Source organism: Bdellovibrionales bacterium, assembly GCA_018266295.1.
Classification (GTDB): Bacteria; Bdellovibrionota; Bdellovibrionia; order Bdellovibrionales; family Bdellovibrionaceae; genus JACMRP01.
Genome location: JAFEAQ010000004.1, coordinates 476,686 through 500,563, shown reverse-complemented (window position 1 = coordinate 500,563; position 23,878 = coordinate 476,686). Strand labels below are relative to the sequence as shown.

Below are 23,878 nucleotides of genomic sequence, written 5' to 3'. Positions count from 1 at the left end.
ATAATGATTGGTTTTATCTTATCTCTTTTAGTTTGGCTCCTCACAATAGGTCTTGATCGTCTATTCGGATTTGGTGCAAGCCTAGCCTCCTTTGGTTTAGGAGCCTCTTTATTTGTATGCTATTTGGTAAACTTAAATTCCAATTTACCACAATTTTTAAGAACTATTTGCCCTTCAATCAGCAAGGCCTGGCAAGAACATGCTCTTCGAGTTTCTAGCCTCGTAATACTAAATATGGGATTCTACTTGTTGATAAGAAATGATTCTTTTTCTCAGCAACCTATTTTAGATCCCTTCGAAAATATACTGTATTCAAAACTGGGGTTTTTCTGGTTGTTCCTTTGCGTTTTTCTTGGTCTCTTTATGACCAGAAATCCAAGGATAGCACTTGAGCCACTCACCAAGAAAGTCTTAGCGAAACGGTTTGGATTTCTTTTATTAGTATATGTCGTCCTTATTGTAATCGCCGTGCTTTTTGCGTTTAGCCCTTTGGTAGCAATGGTAGCCACAGCTCTCGCGCTCTGTATTTTATGGAAATCGGACTATTTCGCAAAGACCAGCTTAGCTCCCCGCCTGCAGAATAAAATTTTGGCTGGTGCAATGATTGGCGTTATTTTGGCTGGATTGGTTTCATATAAAATAGCCATCGAAACGGTCAACACGACTTTTTTGGGTCAGCTCGCTTCCAGAAAGCCTGATTGGAAAAAAGCCGAAGAAATTAAGACTGTGGATGAATGGGCCCGATGGTACACTTCAACGGACACCTCGAAGACTATTGATCAAACCATTTCAAGTTATATGCAACTCGAAAGACTTTGCCAAGTAAAGCACAGTGATAATGTAGCCGAACTCGTTTGCGACGGAGAGGCCGATAACTCGTTTGCAATTAACGATCATTGGAAAAATGAAGATATTTTAAAATTGCTCGCATCAGAAAGTCTTTTGGCGAATAAAATCGGTTTACTTCAAGCACGGACGCTCGCACCCGCCTCTGAAGATCTAAAGATTTTGATTACAAAGGTCGCTGCGAAAAGTCCGGCACTTTCTGTTCTTGCCGAGAATACGCTTTCGCTCATCCTACCACAAAGTAATCCAAGACAGCTTCAAGTCACGATCCGTAAGAAAAATGTTTTAAGCACAATCAACGAGAAGTAAGTACTTTTCTCGTCACGCGTTCGCTACTCCAGCCAAGTGACACGCCCTTCGAGCTGGCGTGGCGCTTTCGGTGGCTGGTGATCGGGATAGCCAACGACGATGCCGCAAAGAAGTTCTAGTTCGCCCTTTTGGTATTCAGGCAACTGATCCACGCCGAGGAACTTATCTACTTCCTCTTTGATTTCTAGTGGCGCCCCCATTGTGCAACAACCGAGGCCTTCAACAAAGCAGGCAAGATTCAGGTTTTCCACAGCCATATACACACTGCCAATGCTCGTGTGATAGCGTTCTTCATTATCGTTGTGGGAATAAGCAAAAATCAAAACCGGCGCATCACCGAGGGTAAAGAAGAATCTCTCTGTGAAATCATAGAGCGAAGGCTTCAAACGTTTTTGCAAAACATCTTTAATACCAAGCCACGATTTCTGCGAGTACTGCATGTACTCGTCGCGTTTTGCTCCTTGAACGACGAAGAAGCGCCAGTTTTGACGGTTCTTTCCTGAAGGCGCTTCCATCGCCGCCGCGAGAAGGCGATCCAAGACCTCTTTCGGAACGGGGTCTTTTTTAAATTTACGAATCGAGCGGCGAGCCTTTAACAAATTGTAGAAATCTTCTTTATTCATCGTGTTCATTCTAACAAACTTGTGGCAGACTTCACCTATGGAATCTAAAAAATCCTCATTCTCTGCTGAAAGTCTCCTCATTGGCGGTCTGCTGCTTTTGGCTCTGCTCGTCACAGCCGTGGCGATTACCCCGAGCTGGCGTCAGGGAGTACGGGATTTCTTTCTTCCGGAACAACGCCTCATCTTGGCCAAAGTTTCTGGAGATCTGACAGGCCAGGGTCTGCATGTCACAGTTTTAAAGATTCAAATGCGCGATACGCTTGTGCTCGAAGTCTACAATGTCGAAAAACCTGAAGAGAGCACGCTCATGGCAAGAATTGTTTTGCCGGAAAAACGTGATGCCTATTTTCAGTTAAAGGGAAATGCGACGAACTTAGGTCTTGCGGATGTGGATAATGACGGGACTCTCGAGATTATTGCTCCGGCATTTGATGATCAGATGATCGCACGGCTGAATATTTACAAATACAACCCGGCAACGCATGGCTTTGACCGCTTGAATGCGCCTCCGGGCACTGAGTTCTAATTTTTATCTTGATACGAAATACACACCGTCTTCTGGTGCCGGACATGCGTCTTTAAAAAGACGGCTATGCGATGGCACCAAGTACACTCGGCTCCATTTAATATTATTGGCAGTGACAATCGTTGATGGACGTGGATCGATGTAAACGATATCGCCCGCCATCAGCTGACCGCAAACCTTCGCCGAAGTCCCTGCTGCCGCACGCACATTGCGCTTGTCAGCCATTGTGAATCTCGCATATGTGCTCTCCACATCTGTTGGCATGGATTGAATCCATTGGGACACAATCTTATTCAGTCGCTCACCTTCAGATGTGCCATAGAACTGAGGCTTATCCACCGGAGGCATCGGCGTATAACCTTCAACCCTTGCAATTGCACCGTACATTTTACTGTGTTCAAGATTCTTAGGCTGAATCCATTCGTTCTTCACGAGGAAATCTAAATTGCTGAATCTGTCTTTTGCAATGTCATCGGCTTCGAGATTTCCGTGACAGCCAAGACAGTATTTTTGTACGAGCTCCGCCTGCACTTGCTTGTAACCCTGATCTAATGCCGGGTTGGCTTTGATCATTGAGCGCCAAGCAAGAAGCTCGATGCTCGGATCAATCGCTGTCGCAGCATCTTTATTGCAAGACTCTTGATAATTCGCAGTTTGAGTTCTTGCTAAGCGCAGAATCGTGCGGTTCTCGCGATCTTCAACAATCCACAAAGACCCATCTTCAGCTTCGGTAAACGCAACTGGTGCGCCCTTAGGGCGAACATTCTTTACTTCATTCCATTTAGAAATGACTTCTTCATACGGCGCTTGACGATCCATTCCGCCATGGGGAGCAAAGAGCTTCTTCGTCGGACAAGTACCGGGTTGGTTGAAATTAAAAACCGCTGTTTTATCCACTGGCTTTGTAACAGGCACTCCGCGGTTATCCACAGGATAAGCCACAAGACGATGACCTGTGGGTTGATACCCATGCCACGTGACCAGCAACTTTCCACCAAAGAGATCTTTAAAAAGATTTCCGCGGTAGTAAGCCATATGAAGAGGCGCCACATGTGGTGGCATCAACGCCAGTGGTGCTTGGTAATCGCCCGGCCCTTGGGGATCAGTCGCAGTGCAATCAATCGGTTTTTTAAACTGCTGATGAATCGGGAGAGTTTTGTTTTCAGGGAACAGCCACTCCGGAGACGTTGCATGAAAGTCATAACAATAAGGCCAGCCATAATGAAGGCCACGTTTATTGTCTAGATCAATCAAGTTCATCTCTTCATAAGGTTCTTCAAGCTCGGGGAAGTCGCGACTGTTTTCGCCTTGAATTAAAAATCCTTGCGACGAGATCGCCATCGCCATGGAGTTTCTAAGACCCGAGGCCGCCACTTCGAAGTAACGAATCCCGCCGACAGGAAGATGTTTCAATTGCTCACCCGGAATACGGTAGATAGCGCCATTTCCTTGAGCAGCCTCTTCTGGACAAGACTTGTAAGCACCCGTTCCTTGCACAATACAGTGATCGCTCGGAGAGCCTGAGTTGATGTAGAGATCCCCGTTACGTGGATCGAAGGTAAATTGTGAAAGAGGATGCATGTAGCCCTCTTTGCGCGGAATATTTCCGATGACGATTTGCCAATCGGTAATTTGACCATTCACAAAATGAAATTTCGAGATCTGTGTTTTTTCACCGATGTAGTAGAAGCCATCAGGTCCCATTGCCAAACCATGGGGATTATCCAAAGCGAATTTTAAGAGCTGAATTTCATAGTTACCTGTTTTTCCAGGCTTAAGCCAAAATAAGCGGCCATTCTTTGGATTCCACCCACCCATATCGACAACGAGGAATTGGTTTGTCTTTGGAATCTGAACAATGGTCCGTGGTTTAACAAAACCTTTTTGAGTGGCCGCATCGAGAGCGCGATCACGCGGTAGGACCATCCCCAAGCAAGTGCCCGGCATCGTTTCAACCATCACGCGTGGATAGCCGTCACAGGATTTATCTTGGGGGTCATAAAGATAACCGCTTTTATCCAGCACCATTTTGCTTGAAGCGGTCACGCGAGTTTGTGGGCCGACGAACGGGGTATTGGTTAAAGTTGAGCATTGAATTAAAAATGTACTTAAAACCAATAACCAGATTTTCATAGGCCCCTCATAATGGGGCACCTTTATTCGCAGAAAATACGAACGGTCTCCCCTTGTTTATCTTGGACGTGAATATCCATGTCTGACAAGGCCTGAATTAACTCTGAAAAATCCGCGTCCTTCATTGCTTTTAAATCCAACGGAAAGCCGTTTTCTTCCAGAGCATGATTTACTTTTTCATAAGCTTTGTCCGGCAAAAATGCCGTGAGCTTCAAACCTGCCTTAATAAACTTAATCGGGATCTTAATGTTTACCTTATCTCCGCCTTCTTCTTTTGAATCGACGCTAATACGCAAGAATTTGATTTCTTTTGCTGGACCCGTTGTCCCGCCGCCCAAGACTGAAGCTTCACCGATCGCAGACAAAAGCGATTCAGCTTCTTGAACACTGATTTTACCTTGGGAAAGCATTTCTAAAATTTGTTTCTTTTCGTTAGACATATCATTCTCCGTAAAGAGTTAAAAAATTCGAATAAAAACGCGATCTTTCTTTGAATCCACTTCGATGACCGTTCCGCTTGTTGCGCACCAAAGCTCATAGAGCCAGCCCATCAATGAAACCGGAGTCTTTCCGCCCCCGAATAGCCATGCGATCAATCCCATTGCGACTAAGAAAGGCAGAATGATCAAAAATAGCGGCAACAAAAGAAGGTATAAGAAAAATAACGGAATCCAAAAGTTGATCTTTTTCTTGCCGCCTTCATAAATCGCAAACTTCATCAGCATTGGAGGAATCATACATTCCTCAACATTTCTGCCGCCTGCTGTGCAGTGATTTCGCCACGATTTAGTTTTTCTAAAATATCCGCCTTAGAAGGCGCCGGATTAATATCCACCAATTGCAACTGCTCAGAGATTTTGTTCAGACGTCCTTTAATGGTCGGATAGCTCACACCGAAAATCTTCTCCATCTCTTTGATGGAACCATGAGTTCCCACAAACGCCATCACGAACACTTGATCTTCGATCGTCAACTTTGCCAATGCTGGAAGCTCAAAAGGTCCTTCGATCGCAATATCGTTCTCTATGAGTCTCACTCTTTCAACGATGAGGCTCTTATTCTGTGTGAGCGTCGTCAGCTCTTTCCAATCTTTAACTTTATTCATTTCAGTGCCTTCAGGGGTTGATTTTCTTAACCCGCAGCTTCATTTCTTTAATTAATATGCCACGGTATCTTAATTAAATCAATATTTATCTTAATTTTATTAAGATTACATGGTTCGATTTTTAAGAAAATTAATTCGAAGGGGAAATGGGAATGATTTTGAGGGGTTAGCTAAAAACAAATTTGGCGAACCCTCTCCATAAAAGGTCCGCCAACAAAGTCTGTGCAACTTTTTGAAAACTTTAAATCAATCTTAGAAACCGGAAACGTCGCCCACATCACCGCGGCCATTGGCCACTGGAACTGCCGATGATTCATCCTCATCAAAAGGAATCACTTCTTGAGCTGCTGTTTTGTTCTTCGCAGCTTCTTTCTTCGGAGTGAACTTTACGACGTTCTTGGCTTTTGCCAAGACCGGCTTTTTTTCCGCATGAACGACAGGAGCTGCGGCGTCCTTTTTCTTAGAAACCGCTTTTTCCACAACGTCCGCACCACCACTCGTGCCGAGGACGACTTCATTTAATGTTTCGGTCAATTGCTGCATTTGAACGGCTTGAGAAGAAATTTCTTCTGAAGTTGACGCGATCTCCTCTGAAGAAGCCGCATTACTTTGCGCACCTTGATCCAATTGGTTCATGGCTTTGCTGATTTGTTGAATACCGCTTGTCTGCTCAGAAGAAGCAGATGCAATTTCGTTCGCGAGGTCAGACACTTTCTTCACTGAAGAAACGATGTCTTGCATGACCACACCGGACTTATCTGCGATGTCAGTGCCTTTTTCGATTTTTGAAACGGAGTCTTTAATAAGACCCGTGATGTCTTTTGCAGCCTCTGCGCTCTTCTGCGCCAATGTGCGAACGGCATCAGCAACGACCGCAAAGCCCTTACCTTGTTCACCGGCACGAGCTGCCTCAACCGCTGCGTTCAGCGCCAGCAAGTTCGTTTGGAAAGCGATATCATCAATAACGTGGATAATTTCTTCGATCTTCTTAGATGCTTGAGAAATACCCTGCATAGACTCCACGAGAGTTTTGATCTCTCTTTCGCCTTTTTCAGCAGAATCACGTGATGTCTGCGCCAAAGCCGCTGCCTCGCGTGCATGGTCGGAATTCATTTGCACCATGGATGTCATCTCTTCAAGCGAAGCCACTGTCTCTTCTAACGAAGCCGCAGATTCTGTTGAAGATTCAGAAAGTGAATGGCCAGCGGCAGATAATTGCTCAATCGCCTGAGTCACCTGACCCGTAGAATCCGACAATTTAGCTGCGACATCTCCCACTGAGTTTGAAACTCTATAAGCAATCCACATCAAGATGCTAAAGATTGTGAACATCGCGAGAAGACCTGTGAAAAGAAGAAGGTTCTTGCTGAACGCGCGTACTTCTGCTTGAGTCTGCAGACCTTCTTTTCCGTCCCTTGTATAAAAGTCAGAAATCGGATTGAAGGTTTTCTTAATCTTATCAGCAAGTGTATGCCACTCACCTTTTGCCATTTGGCTATAGGCAAATTTTAAAGACTCTGAATCACCTTTCTCAAGAGCCGCAATCACTTGTTCAGTTAAATCATAGAAGCGCTGATTATTCCCTTTAATTTCATTGTACAGCTTTTCTTCGTCAACACCGAAAGGGGCCGCTTCATACTTAGCAACACCTTCTTTAAATTCCTTCAAAGAATCTTTTGCCTTATTAACAAACTCCTTAGAAAGCTCTGGATTAGTAGGTGCATTTGAATATGCCGCCCAGAAATAATATCCGAGGCTCGAGCGAGCACTCATGATATCAATGAATGAATCCATGTTCGGAATCATCCGCGTATACGAGTCTTCCAACAAGCTGCCCAGCTTATTGCTCGCATGCATAGAAATACCGATTACAACTGCTAATGCCACCACAGGCAGACAAGCTGCCATTAAAAGACGTCCTCTGATCCCCTTAAACCAAGCTTTCACTTTGCGCCTCCGTCGAAATAGACTTCATGCCTAACATTTCGAGCAAAAGTCTCAGTTTCTGAAGGCAAACTGACGGAATTGTTCAGAATTTGATGATAAGAGTGCTCCGATCAAAAGCACTCCACATCGACCAGTTTTGTAAATAAGTTTTGAATTGATTTTATGGAAATCTAAAAAAGATACTGCCGTGTCTCTTATTTGCTCGCTGCTGGCTTATTTAAATCGCGCCAGGACTTTCCTTCGCGAGCCTTCGGATTTATTTGGAATTTTTGAACGGCCTTGTTGTGATTTCCGAGATCTTCCGAGAACACTGTCGTTCCATCATTTCGACTAACGAAGTAAAGATACTTCGACGAAGCCGGTTTCAACGTTGCAAGAAGCGACTCGCGGCCAGGATTGGATATTGGTCCTGGAGGAAGCGCCCCGATGACATAAGTGTTATAGCGGGTTGGCTTTAGAATATCGTCTTTACGGATATTGTTAGGCATAACTCCAGTCATGTCCGCCATCCCGTATAGAATCGTAGGATCGGTTTGCAGCTTCATATGTTTGCCTAAGCGGTTGTGGAACACAGAGGAAATCAGCGCGCGGTCTTCTTTAGCCCCCGTCTCTTTTTCGACGATACTGGCAAGGGTCACGACTTGATTGCGGCTCCAACCCGGCAGAGCTTGAGCAGCGCCAATCTCAGAGTAGACTGCAAGAAACCTCTTCACCATAGAAGAGATCAAATCACGAGTGCTATCAAACTTTGTAATCATGTAAGTTTCCGGGAAAAGGTAACCTTCGAGACTGTCAACGGGCTCCCCGAGCAACTGCTGCGCAAAGGCCTTGTCTTTGACGAGAGCTAAAAAATCAGCTTTCTTACCAAAGCCTTGGGATTCATAGAGATCACTGATCTCATAAATATTTAAACCTTCGGCAACAGTAAATGGCTTGGCGATACTTTTGCCAGAGGTAATGATACTGAGAACTTCACTCGGCATCATATCTTTGCGGAAACCGTATTCTCCACGTTTCACCTGCTGACGTTGATTGGTAAAACGCGCGTACATAGAAAATGCAAACGCGTTCTTAATCAAACCTTGAGACTCAAGATCTTTGGCAATGGCATTGAAACTCTGGCCTGGCTTCACTTCGTAAATCACTTCAGTGCTGTCAGAACTTGGTGCGGTATTTAAAAACTCATGAGCAAGATAACCAGCAGCTGCGCCGCCGGCAACGATCAAGCTCACAACCGCGATCAGAGCAATCAATGTCACTTTCTTCATAGACTGATTCCTGGAAGCATTTTGGTTTTATCAAATGGCGTCGGGTCTTCAAGGCTCGCCACCGGAACTGTACAGTATTGAATCGCGTAGTCCGCTGACGGTCTGTCATTACCGGATTTACCCATACCGCCAAATGGCAAACGAGAGCTCGCTCCATTTGTTGTACGGTTCCAGTTCAAAAGACCCACACGCGCTTTCAACAAAGATTCTTCGTACAAAGACTTATTCTTCGAGAAAAGCGACATCACCAAGCCGTAACCTGTTGAGTTCACCATGTTGAGGGTCTCATCGAAGTCGCCGCTTTTGTAGATGGCAACGTTCGGACCAAAGATTTCACTTTTTTGATAGACTGAGTTTGGATCAAATTTGTTCACCAAGTGAATACTTGGAGTGACATAGAAACCTTTTTGCTTCAGATCCAAAGATTTACCACGCATCATCGATTCGCAGCCTTCGCGGTTTGCGATTTCTTGGAAGCGGATGTATTTCTCAACCGCTGCGGCATTGATCAAAGAACCCATGAACGGATTTTCACTCCAATGACCGATCGTGAGCTTCTTTGCCGCTTGGTAGAATCTTTCAGTAAATTCGTCAGCGATTTTCGGGTGCAAAATCACGCGGCTTGTACCCGAACAACGTTGACCCGTGCTCAAGTAAGCACCGATCAAAGTTTCATAGATCGCTTTATCCAAATCAGCGTCATCCCAAACAACTGTCGCGTTCTTACCACCCATTTCGAGTGCCAAGATCTTCCAGTAGTGAGTCATGGTCTCTTGCTTGATTTTCAAACCGACTTCGTAAGAACCCGTGAACAGAACCCCATCCACATTTTCGTTTGCTGCCAAGCGGCGGCCAGATTCACCATCACCCTGAACCAAGTTGAAAACGCCTGGTGGAAGACCGGCTTTCTCAATCAGTTCAGCCATGTACTGACCGACTGCCGGAGTTTGCTCTGAAGGTTTGAACACCACTGTATTACCAGAAATCAATGCCGGAATAATGTGACCGTTTGGCAAGTGCGCTGGAAAATTAAATGGGCCTAACACCGCCATCACACCACGGCCTTTGTGACGAACCACACCCTCGACACCCGGAAGAGCATTAGGAATGTGGGTTTCGTTAATCAGCTTGAGCGAGTTATTGATGGTGATGTCAATTTTGTTACCGAGGTTTTTAGCTTCGGTCATCGCATCCCACAATGCCTTCCCTGTATCGCGAGCAATGATCTGCGCCATTTGCTCAGTGTGCTTGTCGAAAACTTCCTTCAACTTGAGGAGGTAATTCTTTCTTTCATCCAAAGACAACCGCGTCCATGGAATGAAGGCTTTCTTCGCCGCCATGCAAGCTTCATCGATATGATCGTATTTAAACTTTACAGTCATGATTTGATCGTTCAAATCACCCGGGCTGACGTCTTTGAATTCGCCATCGCCTTTTTCCACAGGAACAAAGCGACCTGCAATAAAGTCCCCTTGATATTTAATTGGATAGATTTCCATTATGTTTGTTCCTTTCTCTTGGAGTAGTTCCATGGTGAAATAAACACTTCATCACCAATTTCGGCACCCAAAGCTTCACGAACCTTTTTAGGAATCGCCACTTCGCCGCCACGTAAATCATAAGATACCAATGCCGCACGGAAAGTATCTCCGCCGGTTCCTAACATTCCCTGCTCTTTGAAGGTTGCATCTTTAAAATCCTGCAACTTCGCACGACGACCCAGCTTCACCGGCAAAATATCTTCGATGTTAGCTCCATAATGAGGTCCACCATCGAATGGGTCAACCTCGTCCAAATATTCAAAGCCAATGCTCTCGAGCAAGTGTTGGGCTGGTTTAGTTGCTTCACCGACGCGTCCCAAAACCAAACGGGCTTTACCATCGAGCAACGCTAAATAAATGTCATCCTTAGGAAACAGGCTTTCGATGAATTCTTTGTGGCTTTGGCTAAGCAAATCCGCCTCTTGATACGGAAGGCCCGTAAATCTGCGCCCTAAAGCTTCCCAGAATTCACTGCGGCCTTCATCCGTCAATGGCGGAGTCAATTCGCAGAGCACGCGGCTTTCAAATTTTTCTGGGTGCAAGCCCATGTAAAGGAAGCGTGCGAGGCTGATTTGTTTACCGAGCTTCTCAGGACGGCGGCGATAAGTTTTATCAACCAATAAACCGCCGATTTCCGTCGGTCCGTCAAAATCCAACTGGAAGCGCAAAACTTGGTGGATAAATCCGATTCCCAAATCTTGGCTAAACATGTCTCTTTTCAAAATTTTAAAGAAGCAATGCGGAACTTCGTCGTTGCCGTGTTTAGCGATCACAAGTGAGCTTCCGACAATCATCTTTTCTTCGATGTCTTCTAAGACAAATAAGTACTCTGCCTGGTCTTTCGGAAGTTTTCCGGCAAAAGATTGTTCGCTACGATCAATCTTTTGACTGAGAACTTTACGATCGCCTGGCAAGTTCAACAAAGAAAACTGCTTTGCCAAATCCACAAGCTGGTTCAGGTCATCGTGCTGAACGGCTCTAATAACAAAACTCATAAGCAAAACCTTTCAATCACACGTTTATAAAATTCCACAGCCTTTTTCAGATCTTCCACGGCAACATGTTCTGAGGGCGTGTGAACATTCCCCTCGCGTTTGCCGGGCCCGAAGCATAAACATTCAATCCCCGTGCGGGAAAAAATGCTGGCTTCATTGGTTGAAGGCTGTGTCGCCAGACCGTCTGCTAATCCCATATTGCGAAGTTCATCACGGCAGCCCTTTACCAACATCGAAGTTTCGTTCGTGCGGTAAGGTTTTTTATAATCCGTGACCCGGAATTGCGAGGCATTGGCTTCACACACTTGGCGTAACTTTTCCATCCAGCCTTCATAGATCTCATTCGTGATCACCGGAGGCACACGGCAAGACCCTGCTAGAAGCACGTGATCTTGGTATGTGCGGATCAAGCCGATGTTCAGAGTCGGCTCTGACGGGAAAAAGTCCTTATCCAAATGCTTTAAAAATTCTTTTTCGAGAACCTTTACGGCCTCGAAGATATTTACAATTTTAGTAATAATCGGCTTGGTCGTATTCGAAACAACATCGATCTCAAGCAATGCATGACTTGGAACAGAGTTGTAGTTCACCCCGCCGTCAATCTCCATCAATGTCACAGAATCCGGCAGTTGCTGCAAATACTGAAGCATTTTTGTGATAGCGCTTTCTCCAAGATGCGGTGTCGACGAGTGTGCTGCTTTCCCGATAAAGAGTTTACTTTGCGTTGACGTACTCTCTTTGAGATTGTGCTCTTGTCGATACTCAACCTCTTCGGCTTCAAACGGGATTCGCACCTCAACCGAAGCAAAGCCTTTTGCTGCATTGATCAATTTCAAATCGCTGGGTTCCCCAATAAGCGCCATTTTTGCAGCAATTTTGTTTTTGCGAATCAGGCGAAGCGCCCCTTGCATGCCAAGCTCTTCACCGTAAGTACCGACTAACACTGGTGGCAATTTCCAAGCGCGGTTTAGACCAAATGAAGCCAGCGCTTCAAGTTTACACAAAAAATCAAGCTTCACATCCGCTGCGCCCAAACCATAAATGTTTCCATCCATAATCGTGGCATCAAACGGGTTGCACTCCGTCTGTGTCCAGAGTGCAAACGGCCCTGGATCCACAGTGTCTAAGTGAGTTTGTAGCAAGAACTCCAACGGCGGACGTTCACTCACAGGACGGGCGATCACATTGGCTTGCTCGGTGTCGCCCACAAAATCTGTCTGCAATTCAACCTGAAGACCCTTCGCACGGCAAAGCTCTGCCACAAACTCCGCGGCTTCTTTATTGCCGTGAGTGGGCGTGCTGTCGATCGAGATGAGTTTCCTGCAGGCCTCAATAAAATCCAATCAAGCTTCCTAACTAAACGCCTTCAAGGATCGATTTTTCAATGATCTTGATCGCGAGATCGATTTCTGTGTCCTGAATAACTGCAGGAACCAAGAAACGAACACGCACTGGATCTTTACCACAAGTAAAGCCGATCAAACCGTTGGCGTAGAATTTCTTCGTGAGCGCATCGACTTGTTCTTTTTTACCGTCAAACGGCGTAAACGCGATCATCAGGCCCATACCGCCGGCATCTTGAACTTTGCCTTTGCAAGTCGTTGCATTTAACTCGTTCAATTTTGAAATGAATCGGTTGTGGATTTGCATGATGCGACCATTTTTACCGAGGTAACCTTCTTGAAGCATATCGAGGATTTCGATACCCACGCTCAAAGAAGTTGAAGAACCTGAGAATGTCCCAGCGATCAAACCTGGTTTTGGATTGTACTCTTCAGTGTAAAGCGTGCAGCCCACTTGCGCTGTCTTCGCCAAAGTGCAGATGTCGATGTACTGACCGATACCCAAAGTTTCAAACGCGAACAATTCGCCTGTGCGAGTAAACGTCTGCACTTCATCCGCCCAAACTGCGATGCCTTGTTCTTTACAGAACTCAAGCATTGGCACAAAGAACTCGCGAGGTGCTGCTTGATAACCGCCCTCACCGAGCATTGGTTCAAATGCAAACGCGCAGATATTTTTTCCGTGCTTCGCAACGTGCTCTTTCATTGTCGCAAGAGCCTTCGCGCCGCTTTGTGGATCGTTCTTATCATAGAAAGGAATACGCAAAACTTCGTTATAATCTGGCAAGCCTTGTTTGTAAGCCGGATTGTCAGTCACTTCCGCCATCATCGTAGAACGGCCGGCGAAAGCATTTTTGAAACTCATCACCAAACGCGCTGGAGAATTTTTTTGGCGAGCCATTTTAAGCGCGCTTTCATTCGCCATCGTTCCGCAAGTAGAAAGCCATGCATATTTCAAACGGCTGTTCTTACTAGCAAGCTGAACAATTTTTTCGAGAAAGATTTCATACTCGCGATTCGGTTGCAAGTTCCCTTGAGTGATAATGTCAGAAAGAGCGCCACGAACAGCGGCTTTCATCACGCGTGGGTTGCCATGACCCATCAGGTGAATACCGATACCGTTAATCAAATCCAGTTTGATGCTTCCATCTTCGAGTTCTACGAAAGGACCACGACCAGCTCCAGTCCCGACGTAAGGATAGTGCAAAGGACGGCCACGGAATTGGCCCACTTTATCAAACCACTTCTTACCAGCCTCAACAAACTCAGGCTGAGGAGCTTGTGGTCCTTTGATTTGTTCATTGATATTCGTTACTTCTTGAACCAGATCTTTAATAAGACTTTCAACTTTTGGAGATTCAGCGATTTTACGCCCGACAAGAGAATTCATTTTTAACCTTCCATTGGTAATTGACTGATTTTCGCAGTTTAGTACAATTTCCCAATCATGTCTTCGTTATTAAAAGTTCTATTTATATTCCTGGCTTTCATACCATCAGTCTACGCTGAACAACCAGCAACGACGCAGGCCACAGCAATCGAGAATGAGGCGAAGACAACTAACGCTGCTCCTCAAGACAAAAGCCCCGAAGTTCCCGCAGCGTCTGCAACTAAACTGAGCTTCGAAGAATACTTCGGGCGCGGCACAAAGAGTTATCAAGAAAAGAAGTTCGAAGACGCGACTCTGAATTTCGAAAAGGCCCTAGACCTTCATCCTGATAGCGCCACTGTGTTAACGGATTTGGGTCTTAGCTACTTCCAATTGCAAAAGAAAGGGTTGTCGGTTGCCATGTTCCGACGCGCCCTTTACATCGACCCGTCCCAAACAGTTGCGGAGGCAGCACTGAAATTTGTCTTGTCGCAGCTAGAGGTCAAAGAAATCCCTCACCAAATAGAAACCTATGAGCGCCTGCGCTCGACTGTTCTAAATTCTGCGTCACTGAATGGTTTTCACATTTTGACCGCGCTCTTGCTTTTTAGCTGTGGTTTTATCTGGCTCCGCTTTTTGGGACGCCGTCGCAAAGCCTTTGAGGAAGAACAAGCTCCTCCGAGCACTCCGGTCATCGGTTTATTGCTGGGATTAGCCCTGATTCTTTCGTTTTCTTTCACACTTTTGAAAATTTATGACCTCACAGTCCCGCGCGCGACCATCATTGCTGACAAAGTCAGTGCCCAAACTGCCCCTGGCGACGGCCAAACCGGGCTTTTTGACCTCTATGCTGGCTTTGAGGTGATTGTCAGAAACGCCGCAAATGATTGGATTCAGGTCAGCTACCCGGGCGGGCTCACCGGCTGGGTGAAAAAAGACAGCCTGATGAGCACTTCCGGCAAAAATGCCTTTTGACTCGACTAAGGGCCCTTATTAAACTCAGGGCCTTATGATGCAAACACGCAGATTTATTCCATTTTTGTTAAACAGCCTGATCGCAAGTTTCATGGTTTTTTCCGGCATGCTCGCTTGCTCTACCATGGATAAAAATAGTGACACTCCAGAAGGTGCTTACGGCATCGCTGAAGAGTTCGATAAAGACGAACGCTATGAAGAAGCTATTCGTCGCTACACCGATGTGAAAAACAAATTCCCTTACAGCAACTTTGCGACAAAAGCGGAATTGGCCATCGCTGATGTTTACTTCAAACAAGAATCTTATCCAGAAGCCCAGGTGAGCTATCAAGCTTTCCGCGAACTTCATCCAAAACATCCGCAGATCGATTACGTTATGTATCGCATCGGCATGAGTTACTATAATCAGCTCCCGACAAGTTTGGATCGTGATCTCACTGTCGCTCACGAAGTTCTCGCAAGCTTTGATGACTTGATGAAACGCTTTCCGAACTCTCAGTACATCAACGAAGCGGCCGACAAAAAGTTAGAAACCTTGAAAATGCTTGCCGGTAAAGAAGAGTACATCGCAGCTTTCTATTTCAAACGCGAAATGTACGACAGTGCTTTGCCTCGCTATGAGGGTCTTGCTTCGAAATACCCGAAACTCGGTTTTGACGAAAAAGCTCTTTACGGAGCGGCTGTCAGCGCCAACAAAATCGGCGACTCATTCAAAGCGAAAAAATACTTGAACGAATTGATGACCAAGTTCCCAAATTCGTCTGAGGCGAAAAGTGCTGAAAGGGAAGTTAAGCTATGAAATCTTTGAATGATGACATGCTGGCTGAGGCCCGCGAGTACTTTATCGACGGCAACTACAAAATGGCGGAACCTATTTTGCAGCAAATGCTTTTGCAAAATACCCGCAACCCAGAAGTTTACCAAATGCTGGCAACGATCTATTACGATAAAGGTCAGTTCAGTAAAGCCATCAAGACTTTCAAACGCGCGCTTGAAATCGATCCGACTTACACCGACGCCAGCGTTGGTCTTTCAATTATTTTGAACGATTTGGGTAAGTATGACGAAGGTAAGCAAGTTTTCACCGATGCCCAGGACCAACTTGAAAAGAAAAGTGGCAAGAACGACCCCTTCATCGATGAAAAGCTTTCTTCGAAGCACGAAGAGCTCGCGGATTTGTACTTCCAGTACAAACGCTATAACGAAGCTCTCGACCAACTGTTGAAGGCCCAGAAGCTTTCAACCCGTAAAGCTGAAATCACAATGCGTATTTCTGAGGTCTATGTCCAATTGGGACAAACCGAACGCGCCATCAAGGACCTCCGCGCACTGATTCGCGAGTACCCACACTTTATTCCAGCTCGCCTAAAGCTCGGAGTTATCTATTACAACTCAAACAATATTGCTGAGGCCACCGAGCAGTGGGAGAATATTTTGATGCGGGATCCACAACATCCTGAAGCATTGAGATATTTGAAAATGGCACAAGCAGCTGGCATTACTTCCATCGAACTGTAGAGGCAAAAGACTATGGGACAAATTAAAAACGAAATGGTTCCTTTTATCACCCGTGAAGAGATCGCTGAGCTTGTTGATGGCTTGGCCCAACAGATCGAGTATGATTACGAAGGAAAAGAGATTGTTTTCATTTGCCCACTCCGCGGATCTGTTCATTTGACCGCCGATTTGATGAGAAAAGTGGATTTGCCTCAGCAAGTGGACTTCGTCTACGTCAAAGCCGTTGAAAAAGGCGGCGCCATCAAGATCGTTAAAGATATTTCCGTAAATATCGCCGGTAAGCACGTGATCATCGTCGAAGAAATCATCGATACAGGCCGTACTCTGAGCTTCCTCAGAAACCGTTTGTTCGCTTCTGCACCGGCATCACTCAAAATCGTAACCCTTTTAGATAAGCCAGCTCGCCGCGAGCTTCCTATCAAAGCCGATTACATTGGTAAGACTATCGATGATCGTTATGTTGTGGGATATGGCATGGATTCCGAAGAACTGGGACGTAACTATCCGGATATCTACCACCTTAAGAACTAAGGTGCTGGGAAACGGAAACTAGCTAACAGCGACGTTCACTAAAAATAGAGCAACGACACAAACTACGTAGAGCACGACGAGCTGCTTTGACATTTCTTTTCCTTCTCCTTGATACATCCGTTTCCACATACTCTAAATGGGCAAATTTTTCCCGTCAATAGGTCGTGTCGACAAAAGGCTAGACAGGGTAAATCACAAAAACTGTATCGAGTTGAGACATTCTATCGTTTCTTCTAAAAAGGCAAGGCCCTCTTAAGATAATCTCGAAATAAGCCGATAGTCATAGCATAGGGGGAACACTATGAAGTTCAAATCATTCTCTAAGAAGTTGTTCAAAAACCAACGTGGCCAAGGCGCAACTGAGTATATCTTACTTCTCGTTGTGGTCGTTGCCCTTGTAATGATGTTCAAAAATCAAATCAAAGCAACAATGGAAGGTAAACTCGGCGACCTTCAAGGTATGATTAACGAAATCAAGTAGGTTCTCGTGACCGTAGAGTACATTCTTCTGCTCATTGCGGTGTTTTTCATCGGGCTTAAATTTTTTTCGGGAGCTCCTCAGGATGCTTTTAAAAAATCGGGCCCGGTCCTCGGCATGCGCGTAGAGAAACAACTCATCACGGGTGATGGTTTCAAGCCGAACGGCGACAGAAACAAGTGGGAAACCGAACAATAACTTTCAGGAGGTCTCGAGTATGAAAACAAACTCTGGAATAAACCTCCTGAAAAATGCGCGCGGGCAATTCGTTATCGAAGCCGTGTTACTGATGGTTGTGTCCGTCAGTATTTTGCTTTTTGGCCTGCGCTATTTGAAAGAAAACAAGACCATGGCAACCCTCGTTTCCGGTCCATGGGAGAAAACCGCTGGAATGATTGAAAGCGGTGTTTGGAAACCCGCAGAGGAAGCGGCAAAAAAACATCCAAACCAGGGCGATCGAGGCCTGAGCTTGGACCCGAAATAGGGGAAATATGAATTTGGGCATTGGAAATGGAAATCCAGCAAACGCACTTCGCAACTCGAAAGGCTTCCTTTCAGCTGATTTCCTATTTTCAATCGTCATCGCTTGCTGCCTTTGTGCAGTCTTCTTCTCTCTCAGCTTTACTCTTTCAATGGTCGAGGTCGGCCAATACATCGCCTTCTCTGTTTCGCGCGCGCATGCTGCTGGTCACAAGACCCAAGACGATCAAGAGAAAGCCGCGAAAGATAAATTCGCTTCATTACAGAAAAACAAAGTCCTGGCTCCTCTTTTCAGCAATGGCTGGTTTGAGATCGGCAATCTCGATATCCGCGGTGGTGGTGCAAGCGGCAAGGACTTTACCGACCGCTATCCAAAGCCAGCTGATAGCACTCGCGGTATTCCGCAAGTGGGTATCCGTTTGAACTTCGAAGCAAAGTTGCTCGATCTAAAAATTCCCCTTTTGGGTCCGACGGATCCGGATGGCAATGGTTTTAAAGCATTCCTGACTGGTATGATGATTCGCGAACCGACCTCGAAAGAATGCCGCGATCAGATTAAAACCGATCGCTATAAATCGATTTTGCAACTTGATAAGCGTTTTGAACATATTGCCGGCGCTGCCAGCCAATCGGATTACATTCCGATGGAGGACAACGGATGCTAGCGCTTCAACAAACCCGAAAACATCAAAAGGGCATGGCGATCATCGAGTTGATTCCGATCATGATCATCATTCTTCTTTTGTTCAATTTTTCTATCGGCTTCTTTGGTGTTATTCACACGGGTATCTTGAATTCGATGTCGGCGCGTAACTATGCGTTTGAAACTTTCCGTCATCGCTCGAACCTGACTTACTTCCGTGAAAATGTGAAGACTGACATCATTAGCTACAAAGACACAGGAATGCGTATTCATGCAACTGTGAGTGAAAATAAAAAAGGCGATCAGTTGTTCGTCGCAACTCAACGCCCGATTGATTTTATGTCTAAAACGGATACGACCGGGAACTCAGATTTACACAACTCTAGGATCTACGACGCCGTCGATGGCAAGCGCTACACCGCTGGAGGTGGTGTGACGCCTGTTTGGGTACGACCGCAGTACGGCATCTGCTTGAACACTAAGTGTGGGGAAAAGTAAGGGGACGTTATGGGATCGAATGAAACAAGAAATCTATGGCTCTCAATAGCTGCCGGTGTTTTCGCCGCGTTCCTTCTGTATAGTTGGTCGCAAGAGAAGCGTGCCGAATATAATAAGAAATACGGATCCCTGAAAACCATCGTCGTCGCCAAGGAAGATATTGTCGAGATGGGGACGGTTTACGATACAATGCTCACAACGATTGAAAGACCTAGTGAGTTCGTTGATCCAGATGCTGTCTCAAATCCAGACGAAGTCGTCGGTAACGTCGCTGCGATCCCTATTAAAAAGGGTCAGGTCGTCCTCAAGAACAGCTTGCTGACTCCCGGCCCAGATACTGGGATCTCTCTGCAAGTCGCTCCTAGCAAGCGTGCTATTGCGATTCCAGTTGATGAAGTCCGTGGTGTCTCAAAATTGGTCCGACCAGGTGATCGCATCGACATTCTTGCCGCTGTCGACACTGGCAAGGGCGTAAATCAGAGAAGAGAAGTTCAGACGCTCATGCAGGATGTAGTAGTTTTAGCCACTGGTGTAAACGTAATGAACAACATCCCTCGTGTATTCGAGTTGGATTCGAGTGGTAAGAATTTGAGCCAAATTGCTCTCACAAGTGACACAAAATATAGTACAATTACAGTAGAGGCGAATCAAAAAGAGGCTCAAGATCTGGTTTATATTTTATCAACCGCTCCAGGAAATATTTATCTGACCTTGAGAAATCCAAACGATCGTACGATTCCTCCACGCTTGCCAAGCTCTAGTGCAGAAAGCGTTTTAGGAAAACCGGTCGTGAATATGGATGCACCCGCGACTCCGGTTGCTCCACCTGTAGTGATGCCGCCTGCACCTGCGCCTCGTGTGGCGCCGCCGACGCAAAGACGCAATGGGTTTAAGACTCTATAGATCCATTGGGGAGATGAGGGGGATGTTTATGAAGCTGAAGTACTTGTTAGGACTTGTCCTCGTTCTGTCGTTTCAATTTGCTTTCGCTGTCGATACAGACGACGACGGGCAATCTGATGATACGAAATTCCGTTCACGCACATTCGTCAATTTGACTTTAGGTATCGAGCAAGATGAGAAGCTTCCGCCGATTCCTGAAAACGTCGAATTCAAAGGTGACTTCCGCCGTATCGTAACAGCCGCTCACTCTAAAGAACTTAACGTCATTCGCTTCACACCAAAAGCTGAAGGCTTTGCAACGATGACGATTCACGATAAGAAGACCGGCAAAGTCGTCGCTGAATATCGCATCGATGTTAAGAAATCAAAACTCGATAAAGTCGTCAAAGAAATCCGTGCCCTTCTTGGTGATATCGAAGGTATCACCATCAAGGTTGTAAATAACAAAGTGGTTGTCGATGGTCAGATTCTTCTGCCGCGCGACCTCAGCCGTATTTACAACGTGATCCAACAGTTCGGTGACCAAGCTTCGTCTTTAGTCACCCTGAGCCCACTGGCGCAAAAGAAAATCGCTGAGTTCATTTCCCGCGATATCAACAATCCAGAAATCGAAGTTCGCGCAGTGAATGACAAGTTCATCTTGCAAGGTTACGCAAACTCAGATGAAGAGCGCAGCCGTGCCGAGATCATTGCAAAAACTTATGTGCCAGATATCGTTGTTGAAGCCGCCGAAGAAAAAGGCGTTATCAAAAAACGTAAGCCGGCAAACGATGGCGTAATCAACTTGATCGCCGTGAAAGAGCAGGCTCCGCCTCCTCCTTCAAAAATGATCCAGTTGGTTGTTCACTACGTGGAACTCAACAAAGACTATTCGAAAGCTTTCAAATTCCAGTTCACTCCGCAGTTAGACGACGGATCACAGTTGCAATTCCAAACTGGCTCTTCCTCTGCCGGCGGTGTTGTGAGCTCTTTGACGGGCGTGGTATCAAATCTTTTACCTAAGTTAACTTGGGCAAAAGAACATGGTCATGCTCGTATCTTGGAAAGCACAAGCTTGATTATCCAAGACGGTAAAAAAGGTGAAATTAAGCAGCTCACAAATATGCCTTACTCGATCATCGGTAAAGATGGTCAGCCAGGAACTGCATTTGCCGAAGTCGGTATCAAGTCTTCGATCACTCCTGTGATCTTGGGCGAAAAATCCGGCAGCGTGCACATGGATATGGACTTCGCTTTGAGCAACTTGTTGGGCTCCGGCCAAAACGGCGCGCCGATTACAAGTTCAAACTCGATTCAGTCGACGGTGGTTATTCGTGACCGTCAGAGTGCTGCGATCGGTGGTTTGATCCGTAATGCTTCTTCAACCGGTTACAACCGTATGCCGAGTGAAGTAAAGAACCCGATTGTTAGCTTGTACGCTTCTAAGAACTTCCAGCGCAATCAAAGCCAGTTCGTCGTTTTCGTAACTCCGGTTATCAAGACGTCTGCGAGTGCTGGTGCCGAGCAAATCAAAAAGAAGTTCCGTCTTAGAGACTAGTACTAAAGACCAAAGGCTAGGGTCACCTAGCCGCTTCCTGGTCTTATTGAAGGCTCCTCTAATTCCGATAAGTATTTCGGAGGACTCTTGGCATTAAACCCGAATTGTAATCTCATTGCTGTTGTCGGTGGTAAAGGTGGCGTCGGAAAAAGTATTTTCGCTGCCAACTTCTCTATTGCTTTGATGTCTGAGCTCCGCACTCAGGTCCTTTTGATCGATGGCGACAGCAAAAGCGTCGGCGATCAAAACGTCATCATGGGTATTAAACCCAATAAAACTCTGAAAGAGCTCGCTTCGATGACAAGTTCTGTGAATGCTCAGAACATGAATACCTTGCTGACGATGCATCCAAGTGGCTTAGCCTATCTCGGAGCTGTTCGCGGGCCTGAAGAGACTCTGAACATCAGTCCGGATCTCGCGCTAAAGCAGCTTGAATTCTTTAGTCGTCAGTTTAAGTTTATCGTTGTTGATATCGGTAATGACCTGGGGCCTTTGCAAATGGCGATCCTTCAGGAAGCGACCGCGATTATGATCGTGACGACTCCTGAGGTTCTCGTTGTGACTCAGACATTACGTCTAATCAACGAACTTCTTTCGAATACTTTCCCGAAAGATATGTTCCAGCTGATTATCAATAAAGCGTCACCAACGGGTCTTTCTCCACAAGCCATCGCAGGCCAGCTGCAGTTGGCTCCTCTGGGTATTATTCCTCAGGATGAAATCACAGCGATGGCTTCATTGCAAAAGTATCAGCCCTTTGTGATCGGTCAGCCGAAAGCTCCCATCACAAGTGCTTACTACGAAGTCGTTCGTAAACTCAGCGGCGGTGTGATTCAAAAGCTTAAAACTCTTGCACGCCCAAAACCTGCCGCTCCGGCTGCATCAGAATCAGCTTCGTCAAATACCTCTTCACAAGGTGGCGGCGCAAATTCAGGTTATGATCCGCGAACACAGCTGAAACTCCGTATCCATTCGGAATTGATCCGCACTGTGGATTTGAAAAAACTCCTTCTCGATACGAAGGGGGATGAAAATAAAGAAAAGGAAGTTCGCGAAAAAACTCGTCGCGAAATTACTTTGATCACGGACCGCGAAGCTCCAGATCAACCGCGTGATGAACGTTCGCGTATCATCAAAGAGGTTTTAGAAGAAGCTCTCGGCTTGGGCCCTCTCGAAGACTTGCTTGCTGATCCAAACGTCACAGAGATCATGGTGAATGGTCATAAGAAAATTTTCCTCGAGAAAGCCGGTAAGGTTCAATTGAGCCCCGTGACTTTCACTTCGAATGATCACCTTCGCCGCATTATTGAGCGTATTGTGACTCCGCTGGGTCGTCAGATCAACGAGTCGAGTCCCTACGTGGATGCCCGATTGAAAGACGGAAGCCGCGTAAACGCCGTGATTGAGCCTTTGGCAATTGACGGTCCGGCGCTGACTATTCGTAAATTTAAAAAGGGCGGTATTTCTCCGGAGAAATACGCTGAGTATGGCAGTATCACCAAACCGATGATCGACTTCCTCCGTATCTGCGTGGAAAACGGTCTCAACGTTGTTATTAGTGGCGGTACCGGTTCCGGTAAAACATCTTTGCTAAATATGTTGTCATCGTTCATCCCTTCGAATGAACGTGTGATTACTGTCGAGGATGCGGCCGAGCTGCAGCTTCAGCAGGAACACGTTGTGCGTCTTGAAACACGCCCAGCTTCGATGGAAGGCACGAACGCCATTACGATTCGTGATCTTATTAAAAATGCCCTGCGTATGCGTCCTGACCGTATCATCGTCGGTGAGTGCCGTGACGGCGCCGCTTTAGATATGTTGCAAGCGATGAACACAGGTCACGATGGTTCAATGACAACGACTCACGCGAATAGCCCCCGTGAATGTATCGCTCGTTTGGAAACTCTGTGCTTGATGTCAGGTATGGATTTACCAATCCGCGCGATTCGCGAACAAGTCGCTGGAGCCGTCAACTTGATCGTACAGATTTCTCGTCTGTCAGACGGTAGCCGTAAAGTTCTCAGCATCACCGAGGTCTCTGGACTTCAGGGCGACGTTGTGACTTTGGCAGAAATTTTTCGCTTTAAAGAAACTGGTTATGATAAAAACCGCCGCATCCAAGGAACTTTCCAGTCGACAGGTGTGGTGCCTAGCTTTATTCAAAAGCTCAGCGACAAGGGTGTTGTGATTCCACGCGAGATCTTCTCTAACGAGCCTCGCCCCGCTGGAACGCCTGAGCAAAAACCACCTCAAGGACCTAAACCCATGGGCCCATTGAACCCGATTAAGAAGACTAGCTAGGAAGGAGGA

Annotated in this window: 25 protein-coding genes; 14 read left to right on the top strand and 11 right to left on the bottom strand. The window is 46.1% G+C overall.

All coding sequences use genetic code 11. From position 1 onward, the window contains the following. Nucleotides 1-3 precede the first annotated feature (3 nt). On the top strand, nucleotides 4-1,155 hold the full coding sequence (locus JSU04_02820) for a hypothetical protein (protein ID MBS1969207.1): 1,152 nt from the start codon (nucleotides 4-6) through the stop codon (nucleotides 1,153-1,155). A 23-nt stretch (nucleotides 1,156-1,178) separates the two neighbouring features. Here the strand turns inward: JSU04_02820 and JSU04_02815 are convergent, their stop codons facing one another. Further along, complete coding sequence (locus JSU04_02815) at nucleotides 1,179-1,778, bottom strand: nitroreductase family protein (GenBank protein MBS1969206.1); 600 nt, start codon at nucleotides 1,776-1,778, stop codon at nucleotides 1,179-1,181. 37 nt (nucleotides 1,779-1,815) lie between these two features. Here JSU04_02815 and JSU04_02810 point away from each other — a divergent pair, with 37 nt between their 5' ends. Continuing rightward, nucleotides 1,816-2,304 carry a hypothetical protein gene (locus JSU04_02810; GenBank protein ID MBS1969205.1) on the top strand — a complete coding sequence of 163 codons (489 nt, stop codon included), beginning with the start codon at nucleotides 1,816-1,818 and terminating at the stop codon, nucleotides 2,302-2,304. A 3-nt stretch (nucleotides 2,305-2,307) separates the two neighbouring features. Here the strand turns inward: JSU04_02810 and JSU04_02805 are convergent, their stop codons facing one another. From JSU04_02805 to JSU04_02760, 10 genes are all read right to left on the bottom strand, one after another. Next, complete coding sequence (locus tag JSU04_02805) at nucleotides 2,308-4,437, bottom strand: PQQ-dependent sugar dehydrogenase (protein ID MBS1969204.1); 2,130 nt, start codon at nucleotides 4,435-4,437, stop codon at nucleotides 2,308-2,310. 23 nt (nucleotides 4,438-4,460) lie between these two features. After that, on the bottom strand, nucleotides 4,461-4,877 hold the full coding sequence (locus tag JSU04_02800; GenBank protein MBS1969203.1) for a hypothetical protein: 417 nt from the start codon (nucleotides 4,875-4,877) through the stop codon (nucleotides 4,461-4,463). Between the two features lie 18 nt (nucleotides 4,878-4,895). Further along, nucleotides 4,896-5,174 carry a hypothetical protein gene (locus tag JSU04_02795; protein ID MBS1969202.1) on the bottom strand — a complete coding sequence of 93 codons (279 nt, stop codon included), beginning with the start codon at nucleotides 5,172-5,174 and terminating at the stop codon, nucleotides 4,896-4,898. After that, on the bottom strand, nucleotides 5,171-5,542 hold the full coding sequence (locus JSU04_02790; GenBank protein ID MBS1969201.1) for a DUF2089 domain-containing protein: 372 nt from the start codon (nucleotides 5,540-5,542) through the stop codon (nucleotides 5,171-5,173). Before JSU04_02790 ends, JSU04_02795 begins: the two co-directional genes overlap by 4 nt. 252 nt (nucleotides 5,543-5,794) lie before the next feature. After that, a complete protein-coding gene (locus JSU04_02785; GenBank protein ID MBS1969200.1) occupies nucleotides 5,795-7,450 on the bottom strand; it encodes an MCP four helix bundle domain-containing protein in 1,656 nt (551 codons plus the stop codon). Between the two features lie 233 nt (nucleotides 7,451-7,683). After that, nucleotides 7,684-8,757 (bottom strand): endolytic transglycosylase MltG, encoded by a 1,074-nt coding sequence (gene mltG, locus JSU04_02780; protein MBS1969199.1) that lies wholly within the window; start codon nucleotides 8,755-8,757, stop codon nucleotides 7,684-7,686. Further along, nucleotides 8,754-10,256: a succinylglutamate-semialdehyde dehydrogenase gene (locus JSU04_02775; GenBank protein MBS1969198.1), complete on the bottom strand. Its 1,503-nt coding sequence runs from the start codon at nucleotides 10,254-10,256 to the stop codon at nucleotides 8,754-8,756. Before JSU04_02775 ends, mltG begins: the two co-directional genes overlap by 4 nt. Continuing rightward, nucleotides 10,256-11,293 (bottom strand): arginine N-succinyltransferase, encoded by a 1,038-nt coding sequence (locus JSU04_02770; protein MBS1969197.1) that lies wholly within the window; start codon nucleotides 11,291-11,293, stop codon nucleotides 10,256-10,258. The genes JSU04_02775 and JSU04_02770 overlap by 1 nt, the downstream gene beginning before the upstream one ends. Continuing rightward, the gene (locus JSU04_02765; GenBank protein ID MBS1969196.1) at nucleotides 11,290-12,636 is read right to left on the bottom strand and encodes a M20/M25/M40 family metallo-hydrolase; all 1,347 of its coding nucleotides are present in this window, start codon (nucleotides 12,634-12,636) and stop codon (nucleotides 11,290-11,292) included. Before JSU04_02765 ends, JSU04_02770 begins: the two co-directional genes overlap by 4 nt. Before the next feature lie 13 nt (nucleotides 12,637-12,649). Then, on the bottom strand, nucleotides 12,650-14,026 hold the full coding sequence (locus JSU04_02760) for an aminotransferase class III-fold pyridoxal phosphate-dependent enzyme (protein ID MBS1969195.1): 1,377 nt from the start codon (nucleotides 14,024-14,026) through the stop codon (nucleotides 12,650-12,652). Between the two features lie 57 nt (nucleotides 14,027-14,083). Here JSU04_02760 and JSU04_02755 point away from each other — a divergent pair, with 57 nt between their 5' ends. From JSU04_02755 to tadA, 12 genes are all read left to right on the top strand, one after another. Beyond that, nucleotides 14,084-14,980 carry a hypothetical protein gene (locus JSU04_02755; protein ID MBS1969194.1) on the top strand — a complete coding sequence of 299 codons (897 nt, stop codon included), beginning with the start codon at nucleotides 14,084-14,086 and terminating at the stop codon, nucleotides 14,978-14,980. 37 nt (nucleotides 14,981-15,017) lie between these two features. Further along, nucleotides 15,018-15,779, top strand: a complete 762-nt coding sequence (locus JSU04_02750; protein MBS1969193.1) for an outer membrane protein assembly factor BamD — start codon at nucleotides 15,018-15,020, stop codon at nucleotides 15,777-15,779. Continuing rightward, a complete protein-coding gene (locus JSU04_02745) occupies nucleotides 15,776-16,498 on the top strand; it encodes a tetratricopeptide repeat protein (protein ID MBS1969192.1) in 723 nt (240 codons plus the stop codon). The genes JSU04_02750 and JSU04_02745 overlap by 4 nt, the downstream gene beginning before the upstream one ends. 12 nt (nucleotides 16,499-16,510) lie before the next feature. Continuing rightward, on the top strand, nucleotides 16,511-17,029 hold the full coding sequence (gene hpt / locus JSU04_02740; protein ID MBS1969191.1) for a hypoxanthine phosphoribosyltransferase: 519 nt from the start codon (nucleotides 16,511-16,513) through the stop codon (nucleotides 17,027-17,029). 301 nt (nucleotides 17,030-17,330) lie between these two features. Next, on the top strand, nucleotides 17,331-17,510 hold the full coding sequence (locus JSU04_02735; protein ID MBS1969190.1) for a hypothetical protein: 180 nt from the start codon (nucleotides 17,331-17,333) through the stop codon (nucleotides 17,508-17,510). Nucleotides 17,511-17,516: 6 nt separating this feature from the next. Next, the gene (locus JSU04_02730; GenBank protein MBS1969189.1) at nucleotides 17,517-17,705 is read left to right on the top strand and encodes a hypothetical protein; all 189 of its coding nucleotides are present in this window, start codon (nucleotides 17,517-17,519) and stop codon (nucleotides 17,703-17,705) included. A 19-nt stretch (nucleotides 17,706-17,724) separates the two neighbouring features. Further along, nucleotides 17,725-17,991, top strand: coding sequence for a hypothetical protein (locus JSU04_02725; GenBank protein ID MBS1969188.1), 267 nt, complete (start codon nucleotides 17,725-17,727; stop codon nucleotides 17,989-17,991). A gap of 7 nt (nucleotides 17,992-17,998) precedes the next feature. Continuing rightward, nucleotides 17,999-18,652: a hypothetical protein gene (locus tag JSU04_02720; GenBank protein MBS1969187.1), complete on the top strand. Its 654-nt coding sequence runs from the start codon at nucleotides 17,999-18,001 to the stop codon at nucleotides 18,650-18,652. A 65-nt stretch (nucleotides 18,653-18,717) separates the two neighbouring features. Next, nucleotides 18,718-19,128, top strand: coding sequence for a hypothetical protein (locus JSU04_02715; GenBank protein ID MBS1969186.1), 411 nt, complete (start codon nucleotides 18,718-18,720; stop codon nucleotides 19,126-19,128). A 9-nt stretch (nucleotides 19,129-19,137) separates the two neighbouring features. Then, a complete protein-coding gene (gene cpaB, locus JSU04_02710) occupies nucleotides 19,138-20,031 on the top strand; it encodes a Flp pilus assembly protein CpaB (GenBank protein MBS1969185.1) in 894 nt (297 codons plus the stop codon). 28 nt (nucleotides 20,032-20,059) lie between these two features. Further along, complete coding sequence (locus JSU04_02705; protein ID MBS1969184.1) at nucleotides 20,060-21,568, top strand: pilus assembly protein; 1,509 nt, start codon at nucleotides 20,060-20,062, stop codon at nucleotides 21,566-21,568. A gap of 87 nt (nucleotides 21,569-21,655) precedes the next feature. Continuing rightward, nucleotides 21,656-23,869: a Flp pilus assembly complex ATPase component TadA gene (gene tadA / locus JSU04_02700; GenBank protein ID MBS1969183.1), complete on the top strand. Its 2,214-nt coding sequence runs from the start codon at nucleotides 21,656-21,658 to the stop codon at nucleotides 23,867-23,869. Nucleotides 23,870-23,878: the final 9 nt, after the last annotated feature.